Below are 13,122 nucleotides of genomic sequence, written 5' to 3' on the forward strand. Positions count from 1 at the left end.
AGTAGTTCCTTTTCTATTTTAACATTTAATTTCTATTTTAACAAAAACTGGCTCTGGCTCGAAAGGACTAAAAGAGCAGAACCAGTCTTTGAACTAAAACTTAACTAAAGTGCTTTTGATAATAAACTATTCCCAGTGCAGAAACACTCACAAGTCCAAGCAAGGACAAGGCAAAGCCGCTGTCTGAGCCGGTACTTGGAAGACCGTTTGAAGCAGCTTTTTTCTTGCCGCTTGCTTGCTTAGAAGTCGTTCCGGCTGACGATGTGGTCGCTGCCGGCGCCTGAGTAGTGTCGGATTCTGTTGTCGTCGTTTCCTCAGTCGTAGCCGGCACTTCTGTGGTTGTGGCTGCTGTTTCTGTCGTCAGGCTTTCAGTGGTACTTGGAATTTCTGTAGTTGTCGGAGTTTCTGTTGTCATTGCTGAACTTTCTGTTGTTGTGAGCCCTTCTGTTGTTGACTCACTCTGTGTCGTTGTTTCACCAACGTTGCTTGTCGTGGTTGCACCTTCAGTCGTAGAAATGACTGCTTCAGTAGTCGTTTCAGCCGCTGTTGTTGTGCCTTCAGTCGTAGTGGCTGGAGCCTCTGTCGTTGTCGGCTCTTCCGACGCTGTGGTGCTTTCAGCTGTCGTTGTGGGAGCCTCAGTGGTTGTTGGCTCTTCTGTTGTTGTGGTTGCCTCTTCAGTCGTCGTTGTCGGAGCTTCTGTCGTTGTGGTAGGCTCCTCTGTCGTTGTCGTCGGAGCTTGCGTTGTTGTAGTCGTTTCCTCTGTCGTTGTGGTTTCCGGAATCTTTTCATTGACAACATCTTTTGTGACAGTCTTGCTGCTGCCAAAGTCTTCTTCTGAAATCTTGATGCTTTCACCTGAGAGCTGGTAACCGTCCGGAGCTGTTTTTTCTGTAATAGTGTAGGAATCTTTCAGCAAACCAGGAACAGTGATATTTCCTTCAGCGTCTGTGGTAAATTCTCCAATGACCTGACCGTTGGCATCACGAGTGACAACAAAGACAGCACCTGCCAATGGATCATTGTCCTTATTTTTCTTGTGAAGCTTAATAGAGTAAACGTAACCTTCAGCAGTTCCTCCGGATTCTCTGTAGGTTTGCCCGTAGGTAACATCTGTTATCTTTTGACCGTTAGATGTCAGCGAAGCTGTATTGTTCAGAACCTCACCGTCACTCAGCTTATAATCAACCTTGGCATCATAAGTGATAAGATAGCCGTCTGTTTCAGCGATATCGCCTAAGTTAATCGCAAAGCCGGTATCACCTTGGAAATTAACGCTGAATTGATCGGTGACATTAGTACCATTTTGGAATTCCCATTCACTTCCATTGGCAGTCCAAGTCCCTTTTTCAATCTTAAAGCTGCCTTCAACATAGGTAACCCCTGATGATTTTAAGAGATCTGTAATAACGGCAGCAGGGAAGTTTTTACCGGAACGGTTAACTGGGATCTGATAATGGATAACCCCTTGACTGTCTATCCAGCCGGACTTGGTCAGATCACTTGTTTTTGCTTCTCCGACACCTGTGAAGTCAACAGTGCCGGCATTGACAACCTTGCCTTCAACTTCGATAGTGACAGGGATCGTTTCTTTTTGTGTCACTACTGTGTGATCCACAAGAACATTGAAATAGAAACTGCCTGTGACATCAGAGTGCGTTTCGGCATAGTCTGTATAAGTCAGCGTAGCTGTCTTGCTTGCGGCATCAACCTTAGCCGTAGCCACGGTATTGCCGTCCTTGTCTTTAATCTCAAACTCTTCTGAGCGATTGAAGCGCAGCTTTTCCGGCAGTGCGATAGTTGTTGTGTCGCCTTTTTTGACAGTGTTATTAGGCAGGCTGAAGTTGGCACTGAGGCGGAAGTTTTCCCACTTCTCAAGAGTGCCGTCCAAAGGCTGGCCTTTTTCATCTGTAATGTTTACAGAAGTAATCACATTATCCCGTGCCTCTGCTTGAGTTTTGATATTTTTAGCAGCAAAAACACCGAAAACAAAGGTCAAAGACAGAGAAAGAAGTACGATTATCTGAGTAAACCCCTTCTTTTTCATAATAAGTTCCTTTCACATTATATTAAAAATTAAGAATTCTAAAAAACGCATTACTTTTTATAACTTTACAAAAAAAAAACATTATGTCAATAGCTTTAACTTTAAATTAGTTTTTGTAATAATTTTGTAACTTCCGGCTTCTTATTTTTCTCATTTTCAGATTTGATGAAAACAGCAATTCATATTATAATGAGAGCATACAAACATATCCCAGAGAAAGAATTGACCATGTCTCAAAATTTACTTACTGCCTTTGTACTCACTGCCATTGCGGGGCTCTCCACCGGCATTGGCAGCCTCATCGCCTTTGTTGCTAAGCATACCAACAAAGCTTTCTTATCTGTCAGCCTGGGGTTTTCTGCCGGTGTTATGATTTATGTTTCCATGATTGAGATTTTTCCAACTGCTCAGGATATTCTGATTAAAGCACTGGACAAAAGAAGCGGTTCCTGGCTGACTGTTCTGGCCTTTTTCGGCGGCATGTTTTTAATTGCCATTATTGATAAATTGATCCCTTCTGAGGAAAATCCCCATGAAATTAAAACCGTTGAAGAAGAAGAGCAAAAACCCGGAAAACTCATGCGCATGGGCTTGATGACAGCTATCGCCATTGCTATTCATAATTTTCCGGAAGGCTTAGCAACCTTTATCTCTGGTTTGCAGGACGCAAGCGTTGCTATCCCTATCGTTGTGGCTATTGCCATTCACAACATTCCTGAAGGCATCGCGGTTTCGGTACCCATTTATCAGGCAACAGGCTCTAAGAAAAAGGCCTTCACCTATTCTTTCCTGTCTGGTCTGGCTGAGCCTTTAGGCGCTCTTATCGGCTGGTTTTTGCTGATGCCAATTATGAATGACATTGTCTACGGTGCTATCTTTTCAGGAGTGGCCGGGATTATGGTCTTTATTTCTCTGGATGAACTGCTGCCAGCCGCTGAAGAATACGGCAAGCACCACTTGGCTATCTATGGCTTAATCTCCGGTATGATCGTCATGGCCATAAGCCTCTTGCTCTTTATCTAAGATCAGTTAGTAAGGAAATCTATGAAATTTTTAATCCCAACAGCTAAGGAAATGAAAGAAAGCGGTGCTTTCTCTCCGCAAGAACTTCCGGCTAAAGCCCGGCCTATTATCAGCCAGCTTGCAGCCTTGTCTTTGGATGAGCTTGCCGAGGTCTATAAGATCAAGCCTCAGGCTGCTGAGGCCGAATACGGGCGTCTGCAGGCCATTCAAAAAGGACAGGCACAAGCCTATCCGGCACTCCAGCTCTTTAACGGTCTCATGTACCGCCATATCAAACGCGAGAACCTGTCCCTTGATGAGAGAAGCTTTCTGAAAGACCATCTCTTTATAACATCTGCTCTTTACGGTATTATCCCTGCTTTTGAAAAAATCGTTCCCCACCGCCTTGATTTTAATACTAAGATCAGCGTTGAAGGAGCATCTCTTAAAAAGTACTGGCGTAAAGACTACGACCGCTTTGTCTTAGAAAATGATAAGCTCATTTCACTCTTATCCAGTGAATTCACGGATGTCTTTTCACCCAGCGTGCGCAGCCGGCTGACAACTGTCAAATTTTTAGAGGAACGAGGCGGCAGCTTGAAAACACATTCGACCATCTCCAAAAAAGCCAGAGGAGCTTTTCTGACGCAGGCCATGCATGAACAATGCCAAACCATTGAAGACCTGAAAAGCCTGTCCTTTGACGGCTTTCAGTATCAGGCAAATCTCTCCAAGGCCAAAGAACTTGTCTTTGTTAAGAAGCGACATGGCTGAGATTCTCCAATTCAGATCATAAAAACGAGGCAGACGTTCTGCCTCGTTTTAGGTTATTTAGGGATTGACAGCTTTACTGAGTTGGTTTGAAAGATTCCGGATGTTTTTGGTTTAAATCATATCAGTCCTGTCAACCTGTTCATAAGTCTCTTTACCGTCATTGAGTTTATCCCAAATGACAACTTCACCCTTAGCCAGTGATTTAGGAACATCGATAATACGCTGATTGGAAGACCCGCGAAACTGCAGCATGAGGTTCTTTTTTGATTTGTCAAAACGTCCATCTACTAGAATGTCAACCAGCCCAAGCATCTCCAGTTTATCCGGTGTCTCCAGCATCAGCTCTTCCCAAGTATAGCCCGTCCAGGACCAGATATCCTTTTCAGGCAGCTCCTTGCAAATGCGTTTAAGCAAAGGAATGAGAATCCCCGTATTTAAAAACGGCTCACCGCCTAAAAGCGTCAAGCCCTGTACATAGGGCTGGGCTAGATCTTCCATGATTTGCTCTTCTAGCTCCTGTGTATAGGGAATTCCGGCCTTAAAGGACCAAGTGGCCGCATTATAACAGCCTTCACAGTGAAACATGCAGCCGGATACATAGAGCGAATTGCGCACGCCTTCACCATCAACAAAGTTAAAGGCCTTGTAATCAATAATCCGACCTTGACTCAGCTCTTCACTTTTCCATTCTCCGGGCTTAGGTGTGTTCCATGTCATCTTTTTCCTCCAAATCTATCCAATAGCGCTCCACCTGATCTCTGACATCTTCCAAGACACCGCCGTTGGCCAAAATGACCGCTCGGCTGGCCGGATTGTCATCACGGCAGGTAAGGAGAATTTGTTTAATATTTTTCGCTTCAGCTTCCAGCAGACCCAGACGCAGCGCTTCCTTAGCATAGCCCTTGCCGCGCGCAGACGGCCGAATGGAATAGCCAATGTGGCCGCCTTGGCTCAGCAAAAGGTCATTGAGACGCAGGCGGATGTGCAGAAAGCCCAGTGCCCGGCCCTCATCATCAAAAGAAACCAGCTGAATAGCAGGAACGAAGCCATCAGGAATACCGACACCCATCTCATAGGCTAAGTTGATCTGCAGCCAGTCCTCATAGTCAAAATCTTCCTTCCAAAAACCGCCGTCATGGGCGGACCGGCTGCCCGTAAACTCCTCTATCATGTCAAGAACAGTTTTTTTGTCTTTAAGAGTTGGTCTTCTTAGCTCCATTGGCAGTTTTTCCTTTTCCCAAAAACTTTTCACGCAGAGCTTGTGCACGGGCCTTTTTAGTTTGAGCATTCATCCCTTGGGCATGCTTTTCATGAAAACGCTGGACCTGGGCTTTACTCTTATCATCTAATTGGTATTTTCCCATTTTTTCTTTTCTTTCTAGTTATGTTAAATTTCAAATACTGCGCACTTGCAGCTTCCTAACAGTCTGCAAGCAGTTTTGCAGACTGCAGGCCTAAAAGCTAAAAAAGGGGCGGGAAACAACTTTCCCAGTCCCTCTCACCATTTCAGCAATCTTACAGCTAAGTCTAAATCTTTTATGTTCTGCCGAAACGAGGAAGCAGGCAGTGAGCACTCAAAACCTGCCTCCTCAGCCTCAAAAGATTATCAGCACCAGCCTGATAAAACCAGAAACAAATCTAGTTTTTATGTCCCGGATTCTTGATGGTTGAGCCGTTCATGTGTTTTACACGAGCTGAAATTTCCTTGTGACGGCCATTGACCATAGGACGAGCCTGAGGATTGCCAAGGTAACCGCAGGTTCTCTTGACTACATCGGCAGTCTTAGGGTCTGTGTTACCGCAGTTCGGGCACATAAAGCCACGCTCTGTCGGTGTAAAATCACCTTCAAAACCACAGTCATAGCAGCGATCAATCGGAGTATTAGTTCCCAGATAGCCAACACGGTCATAGGCATAGTCCCAAACAGCTTCAAGTGCTTTAGGGTTTTGCTGCAGCACAGGATATTCGCAGTAGTGAATAAAGCCGCCTGTCGCACCTGCTTCCGGATAGTCTTTTTCGAAATCTAATTTTTCAAACGGTGTTGGATTTTTACGCACATCATAGTGGAAGGAATTTGTATAGTATTCTTTGTCCGTAATATCTTTGATGACACCAAATTTTTCGGTATCTAAACGGCAGAAGCGATCTGTCAGACTTTCAGACGGTGTTGAATAAACAGAGAAATGGTAATTATATTCATTAGACCATTTACCGCAGAGGTCCTTCATCTGACGGATAATATCAATAGTAAAGTCTTTGGCTGCTGGATTGGTTTCCCATTCACCGCCGTAAAAGACAGTGGCAACTTCGTACAGTCCGATGTAGCCAAGTGAAACTGTCGCCCTGCGGTCCTTGAACAATTCATCTACCGAATCATCCTTGCCAAGACGTTTGCCAAAAGCACCGTATTGATAGAGAATAGGTGCGTTAGCAGGTGTCGCTTCTTTAACACGGTTAACGCGGTAAACAAGCGCATCTTTGGCAATAGCCATTTTCTCGCTGAAAATATCCCAGAATTTATCAATATTTCCGTTGGATTCAAGAGCAATACGCGGCAGGTTGACCGTTACCACGCCGAGATTCATACGGCCGGAATTCACTTCCACGCCGTTTTCATCCTTCCAGCCTTGAAGGAAGGAACGGCAGCCCATAGGTACCTTGAAAGAACCTGTCAGCTCGATAATCTTTTCGTAAGACAGCATATCAGGGTACATGCGCTTAGTGGCACATTCAAGCGCTAACTGCTTGATATCATAGTTCGGTGTTCCCGGTTCCAGATTCAAACCGCGTTTAACCGTGAAAATGAGCTTAGGAAAGATAGCGGTACGGTGTTCACTGCCCAGCCCTTTAATCCGAATGTTAAGAATCGCTTTTTGAATTTCGCGTTCAAACCAATCCTTACCTAAACCAAAACCTAGAGACGTAAACGGTGTTTGTCCATTAGAGGTGAAGAGAGTATTGATTTCATATTCGAGACTTTGCATGGCATCATAGATGTCTTTTTTAGTCTTTTCACGCGCATATTCTTCCTGCTTGTCCTCAGCAACCCATTTTTGGGCATCATTCAGATGCTTTTGATAATTGAGTTTTGCATACGGAGCCAAGGTTTCATCAATACGGTCAGCCGAACAGCCGCCATACTGACTGGAAGCTACATTTGCAATGATTTGCGAGATCTGAGCCGTCGCCGTCTGGATAGACTTAGGACTTTCAACCTCAGCATTGCCGATTTTGAAGCCAGATTCCAGCATCCCTTTAAAATCAATCAAACAGCAGTTTGTCATCGGCGTATAAGGGCTGTAGTCCAAATCATGATAATGAATATCGCCTTTAAGATGCGCATTGGCAACATGCTCAGGCAGCATCTTAAGGCCGATTGATTTGCCGACAATACCAGCCGTTAAATCGCGCTGGGTGTTGAAGACATCGCTGTCTTTGTTGGCATTTTCATTGACAACAGTCTGATCCTTATTGATCAATTTATCAATGGTAAAATTGATATCAGTTGCCTGAGAGCGCTCAAAATCACGTTTTGCACGGTAATTAATATACTCCTGAGCAATAGTGTACTCACCGGCTTCCAGAAGTTCATGCTCTACAATATTTTGAATTTCATAAATTTTAATATTTTCGCTAAAACGTTCATAGATTTCAGCAACAACCCGATCAGCAATATCCGACAGCTTTGCCTCAATAAAAGGGGTCATCGGTGTTATCTGATTGCTTGCCCTGACGATAGCCTGATAAATTTTGTCTTTATCAAAGGCAACCTGACGGCCATCGCGTTTAATGACAATCATAGCAGGTTTAACAAAAATATTTTCTTTTTCGAGTGCAATCATAGGTCTCTCTCCTTACAAGAGCTATTATAACACAAGAAGAAAAAAAATCAATATGTTGTGTCAAAAAAAGTTATCAGACACAATATATTGATTTTTAGCCTATTTTCGCTTGTAGACAGTGAAGTCGGGGCTTGTCTTCAGAGAAATCGCTTTATAATTTTTTCTAAAATTATTTTTTAAGACACTCGGCAGCCGATCAGCGGTCTCATTCACCACAACATAGGATGCCTCATTTTGCAAGAGTTCATCTTCCAGTGTTTTTTCATTAGACGCCTTAACCGTATTGATTGCAGGCAGAGGAAACTGCGAACTGGAGAGACGGTTGGCATCCATATAAATCTTTGCACTGGAATCCCAGACATAGATTTTGGAATCCTTCTCAGTATTTTCTCTGATATAATCAGCCGCCTGCGCCCGCTCCTGATTCAAACCGTAAGAAGATATATAGTGAACCACCGGCTGGGCCAGTCCATAGACAAACAGCAAACAAGGCAGGTAAAAATGTCCCAGTAAAAACAATTCGAAGACTCTGCGCGACAGACGCCTGTGCTGCTTGCGGCGGCGCGACCTGTGCCTTTGAGATTCCTTATACTTATCATCGAGATAAAGACCCGTCAAAACCAAGCCAAACGGCAAAAGCAGTAAAAATTGATAAGTGGCAAAACTTTGTGACAGCAAAACGAAAATCAAGCTAAAAACAAAGCTTAAAAAGACAATGGACTTGACCAAGTCATCTCGGTCTGTTTCTCGCTTAATATGATTAAAGAAGGTCAGAGCCCCCATTAGTAAGCCAGAAGCAAACAATACAAAGAGCTGGAAGAAAATGGTCAGCAAAACGTCTTCTTTGCCCAGAGCAAAGTGAGTAAAATAATAAGTTCCGGCCTGCGATACATAGGACGACAGAATCTGCATGTTTAAGACAAAATAGCCGAAGGTATAAAATACCAAAAGGCCGCCAAACAGCAAGCAGAGAATCTGATAGAAACCATGAGCATAGCGATGGTTTTTGATGTTATGGATACAGATCACAGCCAAGGAAACCAGCCAGAAAAATAAGGTTCTGGGCTCAATTAAATAAGCAAAGGCTCCGGTCAGACCATAAACAATAAATCCCTCATCCCTTGTCAGTCCTGCAAAATACTTGGTTAAAAACCACAGCGACAGCAAAACAAAAGGCATGGCAAACTGAACAGGATAAAGACCGCCAAAGCCCAAGGCAAAATTCCCCAGATAAAAAAGCAGTATGGTATTGATAGCTACTTCTTCTTTATCTGTCATATGGTAGACAATCTTATAAAGGTAGATCCCTGAAAAGTAAAAGGCGGCGAACTGGACAAAGATCAGCCAGAAACTGCTTCCTAATAAATAACTCAAAGAGATCAGTCCATAATAGACAAAGCCGCCCGTCGAAAAAATATCACTGTAAGGCAAATGGTTCTGTGCCATCATAAAGCCCGTATAGAGATTCTGGGATTGCACAGCATTGCTGAAATCAGTGAAAACAGGCATAGCCACACTAAAAAAGCTGACAAAAGCGCTGAATATGACAATATAAAGCCGGTGCAGAGAATCAACTTCTGCAGGCTCCCTGCTCGTATCAGAATCCTTGCGGACACTTTGGTCTGCCGATATTTCGTTGCTGTATTTTTCTTGTCGTTTATCCAAACTGGTTCTCCTTGAATTTTCCTATTAAAAGTATAACAAAATCTACTTATTAGTCAATTTATCTAAGATAAAAGCATAGGTTAAAATATCTCTGAAACGGTGGCAGGACTTCTCTTTGTAAGCTTTCAAAAATAATTCTTCCTCTTTAGTCAGCTCCTTCTTCTTGCTCATTGTGCACCCCTTTTAGCTATTCGTAAAAAGCAAAAAGAAAAAGCCTGATTGCCTCAGACATTTCTAGATTAGTTATCGTCTTCATCCAGGAAACTGTTGAAAACTTCTTCAATCATATCCCATTCAGCATCAGCATCTTCCGGAATCGGCTGCAAGTCGCCTTCTGTACCGTCTTCATTTTCGATAAATGAATAGGCCTGAATTTCAATCTGACCGTCAGCATCTTCTTCTGCTCCGGCCGGCACTAAAAGAACATAATTTTTTCCAAATTCTTCTTTTCCGTCAATGGTTAAGAGAATTTCAAACAGGGTCTCATTTCCCTGCTCATCAACCAACGTAATGAGGTCATGTTCTTGCTCATGATCATGATGATGTGACATAATCGCCTCCTATTATCTTTCATTTATTAAACAGCTTTTCTTCCTGCGAAGAAAACATAAATCATCTGGTGACAGCTGCTAAGCAGTCAGGCCTAAAACATTCGGTCTAAATAATTTTGTAAAATCAGCTGAGCTGCCAGCTTATCAATAACTTTTTTACGTTTGCCGCGGCTGACATCAGCCTGCTCAACCAGCATTCGTTCTGCCTGAACAGTGGTCAGACGTTCATCCTGATAATCAACAGGCAAACCAAAACGTTCCTTGATTTTTTCGCCATAGGCTCTGCTGGCTTCCGCACGCGGACCGCTTGTATTGTTCATGTTTTTAGGCAGACCCACTACAAATTTTTCTACTCTGTATTCTTTGACCAGGTCAGCCAAGCGCTCAAGACCGAATTCTTCATTGGCTTCATTGATGGCGATGATTTCAACTCCCTGCGCTGTGAAACCCAGAGGATCGCTAATTGCAACACCAACTGTTTTTGAACCAACATCCAGCCCCATTATTCTCATCCTAAATCAATCCCGTTTCCTTGTAAATAATAACGTACCAATTCTTCGACAATTTCATCGCGTTCATATTTACGGATTTGATTGCGAGCATCATTATAACGAGGCACGTAAGCAGGATCACCGCTCAAAACATAACCGACAATCTGATTGATTGGATTATAACCCTTTTCCTCCAGTGAACGATAAACATGTGTCAATGTTTCACTGATTTCTTTCTTATTTCCATCGTCAAGGTTAAAACGAACTGTTTCATCTGTAAATCCCACAATAACACCTTCTTTCTCATAGGGAATATCATGTTACATTATATCTTATTTTCAGTATTTTCACAAGGATAAGAGCCACATATCTCAAATTAGAAGCCACATAGCCGCAAACGCTGGTCTCTCTTTCAAAAATTCTATATACTAAAGACAAAGGAAGGAAAGCTATATGAAATTAGAAGTTATTAAGGATGCTCAGCTAAAAGAAACCCTGATTAAAATTTACACAGCGCAGATTGATTTACAAACTCAGGAAATTATTGATTTTATCGAGAAAAAACCTTATTTTATCTATGGCTACAAAAACAAGCGGCTGGAATTTGTCAAGACTGAAAACATCATTCGGATTTTCACTGAAAACAAGCATGTTTTCATTCAAACCCTAACGGACACCTATTTGGCCAAACAAAGAATTTTTTACTTTGAGCAGCACTTAAATTCAAATTTCATTCGGATTTCACAGGGAGAAATAATCAATATCAAGTACATAAAACAACTGGATTTGACTATTAAGGGCAGCATTGAAGTCACTTTAAAAAACGGCCTTGTCAGTTTTGTATCCAGACGCAGTTTAAGGCGTTTTAAAGAAAAATTAAAAATTTAAGGAGGAGACCTGCCATGAAAATCGCTAAACACATTATCCATTATGGTTTTATTGGAATGGGAATCGGCTCATTCGTAAACTGTCTCATCACAATCCTCTTTTTCCCAAACAGCAGCTCTCTAGGAATTCCAAGTTTCACTCACATGTTCTCATCAACCTCACAGGCCGGTGCTGTTCAGCTTTTTATCTTCGCGCTGCTTGGCATACTTCAGGGGGCGGCAGGCAGGCTTTTTAAAAATGAAAGATTAAGCCTGCTGTCTGCAACTGCAATTCATTATTTTCTAATCCTTATCCCGCTTGTTCTTTCGGGTATTTACCTGCATTGGTTTAAAATGGCTTGGGCGAGTTTTGGTCTATTCTTGCTCTTTGCCTCTATCATTTATGGCTTTATTTATCTCTTCCTCTATTTGACACAAAAAAAAGACATTCAAGAAATCAATAAGCATCTCAATCAGATCTAAACAGCAGAACGATGAGTTATTCTTAAGTCGTTTATCACACTGGAATAACTATCTTTAAAAAAAACAAAGTCTGAAAAAGACAGCTATGGCAGCCATCTCTTCCAGACTTATTGTTGAATAATCTTCGTTGCCCCTTCTCTTTTGAGAGCAGCAATATAAAGTTTTGGTGTTAGTCTCGTCATTCTTGATAAATCACCGAAACTGCTTCCAACTGCTGACAAGGCATTCCTGTCAATATTTGGGATATCAAAAGTAAAAGTTACCTTTGCTTCGTAGTTTTCTGTAACATCAATATCCAAAGTTACACCTTGAACAGTTTTAAGCTTTTGAATATCCGGATTGACATCCATTTGTTTTTTCAAAAGTGCCCGTACTTCTTCTAAACTGTGATTCTTTAAGGTTGCTGTTGTCTGCTCATCGTAAGGCTGGATGACCTCCATCTTAATGGTAAGAAACTTGTTCCCTTGATAGGTCAGCGTGTGCGTATGCCTTTGATCGGGCATGTCACTTTTAGACTGATACGTATAGGTATAGGCCTCGGTGACAACTTCTTTTTCTTCTTCAGTTGTTGTGGCTGTGTCAGATTCGTTTGTCTTTTTAGCCCGTTTTCTGACTATTTTTTCAGATTCTGCTTGCTTTGAAGACAGATTCTTAACCAAATGTACCGGAACACAAGCGGTTAAAAACAAACCAGTCAGCAGCAACAGCGTTAATTTTTTTATCAATACTCAATCTCCCCTGTCTTATCAGCGGTATTATGTTCTTTTTCTGTAAGCAAAGAGAAAGAGCAGCAGTATTATAACCCCCATCAATATCCCTGAAAAAGGCATGGTCGGCTCAAAAACGAGAGCAAACAGGCGATATGGAGCTATCAGGGCTTCTTTTATCCTTGCACCCTGTTTAATATCTAAAACAACAAAGGCACCGTAAGTCAGCGTAAAAAAGACAGCTGCATAACGAACAAAACTAAGCACAACCAAGGACCAACCACTTAACTTAGTTCTGGACAGTAAGAGCAGAAATCCCGATATATAAGCAAAAGGAAGAATGGTCAGCCACTGAGACCGATAAAAATAAAGCACAGCCAGTGAGACAATAAAAACCAGACCAAGGCCAATTTTATAATACAGCCAGAACGGGGCTAACTTTTTTTGTTTTTTGTTACTTCTTCTCATGCTTTTTCTCCTTAATTCCAGTATAGCATAATTTAAAGGAAAAAAAGTAGGGATATCAAAAAAATTAAAGCCCCTTTCCCATCGTTTTGTCTGCCCTCAGCAATCGCAGCAATGATCTGATAAACTGCTAGCCCTTATTTGTACTGTTTTTAACATAAAATCCAATCGTCATGCGGCAATTTCAACATCCTTTAAGCCCAAACAAGAACTTGCTGCTGCATGCCAGTC

16 protein-coding genes are annotated in these 13,122 nt (G+C 42.3%); 4 read left to right on the forward strand and 12 right to left on the reverse strand.

Going from position 1 to position 13,122, the window contains the following annotated elements; translation table 11 throughout:
* Positions 1–100: 100 nt before the first annotated feature.
* Positions 101–2,044, reverse strand: a complete 1,944-nt coding sequence (locus AC4HAN_RS06895) for an Ig-like domain-containing protein (RefSeq protein ID WP_491091852.1) — start codon at positions 2,042–2,044, stop codon at positions 101–103.
* 228 nt (positions 2,045–2,272) lie between these two features.
* On the opposite strand from AC4HAN_RS06895, the gene zupT reads away from it, so the two are divergent.
* Both zupT and yaaA read left to right on the forward strand, forming a co-directional pair.
* Entirely contained in the window at positions 2,273–3,067 is a 795-nt protein-coding gene (zupT, locus tag AC4HAN_RS06900) for a zinc transporter ZupT (protein WP_491091853.1), read from the forward strand.
* 21 nt (positions 3,068–3,088) lie between these two features.
* On the forward strand, positions 3,089–3,820 hold the full coding sequence (gene yaaA, locus AC4HAN_RS06905; protein ID WP_491091854.1) for a peroxide stress protein YaaA: 732 nt from the start codon (positions 3,089–3,091) through the stop codon (positions 3,818–3,820).
* A gap of 111 nt (positions 3,821–3,931) precedes the next feature.
* Here the strand turns inward: yaaA and nrdG are convergent, their stop codons facing one another.
* From nrdG to AC4HAN_RS06950, 9 genes are all read right to left on the reverse strand, one after another.
* A complete protein-coding gene (gene nrdG, locus AC4HAN_RS06910) occupies positions 3,932–4,537 on the reverse strand; it encodes an anaerobic ribonucleoside-triphosphate reductase activating protein (RefSeq protein WP_491091855.1) in 606 nt (201 codons plus the stop codon).
* Positions 4,518–5,039: a GNAT family N-acetyltransferase gene (locus AC4HAN_RS06915; protein ID WP_491091856.1), complete on the reverse strand. Its 522-nt coding sequence runs from the start codon at positions 5,037–5,039 to the stop codon at positions 4,518–4,520. Before AC4HAN_RS06915 ends, nrdG begins: the two co-directional genes overlap by 20 nt.
* The gene (locus AC4HAN_RS06920; RefSeq protein ID WP_491091857.1) at positions 5,014–5,184 is read right to left on the reverse strand and encodes a hypothetical protein; all 171 of its coding nucleotides are present in this window, start codon (positions 5,182–5,184) and stop codon (positions 5,014–5,016) included. The genes AC4HAN_RS06915 and AC4HAN_RS06920 overlap by 26 nt, the downstream gene beginning before the upstream one ends.
* A 274-nt stretch (positions 5,185–5,458) precedes the next feature.
* Entirely contained in the window at positions 5,459–7,663 is a 2,205-nt protein-coding gene (gene nrdD / locus AC4HAN_RS06925; protein ID WP_491091858.1) for an anaerobic ribonucleoside-triphosphate reductase, read from the reverse strand.
* 99 nt (positions 7,664–7,762) lie between these two features.
* On the reverse strand, positions 7,763–9,295 hold the full coding sequence (locus AC4HAN_RS06930) for a glycosyltransferase family protein (RefSeq protein WP_491091950.1): 1,533 nt from the start codon (positions 9,293–9,295) through the stop codon (positions 7,763–7,765).
* Between the two features lie 75 nt (positions 9,296–9,370).
* Positions 9,371–9,499, reverse strand: coding sequence for a hypothetical protein (locus tag AC4HAN_RS06935; RefSeq protein ID WP_491091859.1), 129 nt, complete (start codon positions 9,497–9,499; stop codon positions 9,371–9,373).
* A gap of 68 nt (positions 9,500–9,567) precedes the next feature.
* Positions 9,568–9,879 (reverse strand): DUF1292 domain-containing protein, encoded by a 312-nt coding sequence (locus tag AC4HAN_RS06940; RefSeq protein WP_491091860.1) that lies wholly within the window; start codon positions 9,877–9,879, stop codon positions 9,568–9,570.
* A gap of 92 nt (positions 9,880–9,971) precedes the next feature.
* The gene (ruvX, locus tag AC4HAN_RS06945) at positions 9,972–10,391 is read right to left on the reverse strand and encodes a Holliday junction resolvase RuvX (protein WP_491091861.1); all 420 of its coding nucleotides are present in this window, start codon (positions 10,389–10,391) and stop codon (positions 9,972–9,974) included.
* Positions 10,388–10,657 (reverse strand): IreB family regulatory phosphoprotein, encoded by a 270-nt coding sequence (locus AC4HAN_RS06950; protein WP_003089901.1) that lies wholly within the window; start codon positions 10,655–10,657, stop codon positions 10,388–10,390. Before AC4HAN_RS06950 ends, ruvX begins: the two co-directional genes overlap by 4 nt.
* Before the next feature lie 166 nt (positions 10,658–10,823).
* Here AC4HAN_RS06950 and AC4HAN_RS06955 point away from each other — a divergent pair, with 166 nt between their 5' ends.
* Positions 10,824–11,258, forward strand: coding sequence for a LytTR family DNA-binding domain-containing protein (locus tag AC4HAN_RS06955; protein WP_491091862.1), 435 nt, complete (start codon positions 10,824–10,826; stop codon positions 11,256–11,258).
* Positions 11,259–11,272: 14 nt separating this feature from the next.
* On the forward strand, positions 11,273–11,719 hold the full coding sequence (locus AC4HAN_RS06960) for a DUF3021 domain-containing protein (protein WP_491091863.1): 447 nt from the start codon (positions 11,273–11,275) through the stop codon (positions 11,717–11,719).
* A gap of 107 nt (positions 11,720–11,826) precedes the next feature.
* Here the strand turns inward: AC4HAN_RS06960 and AC4HAN_RS06965 are convergent, their stop codons facing one another.
* Together AC4HAN_RS06965 and AC4HAN_RS06970 are read right to left on the reverse strand one after the other, a co-directional pair.
* Positions 11,827–12,444: an SP0191 family lipoprotein gene (locus AC4HAN_RS06965; RefSeq protein ID WP_491091864.1), complete on the reverse strand. Its 618-nt coding sequence runs from the start codon at positions 12,442–12,444 to the stop codon at positions 11,827–11,829.
* Positions 12,445–12,474: 30 nt separating this feature from the next.
* A complete protein-coding gene (locus AC4HAN_RS06970) occupies positions 12,475–12,894 on the reverse strand; it encodes a hypothetical protein (RefSeq protein WP_491091865.1) in 420 nt (139 codons plus the stop codon).
* Positions 12,895–13,122 lie beyond the last annotated feature (228 nt).

The organism is Streptococcus sp. ELY_86 (genome assembly GCF_058314495.1).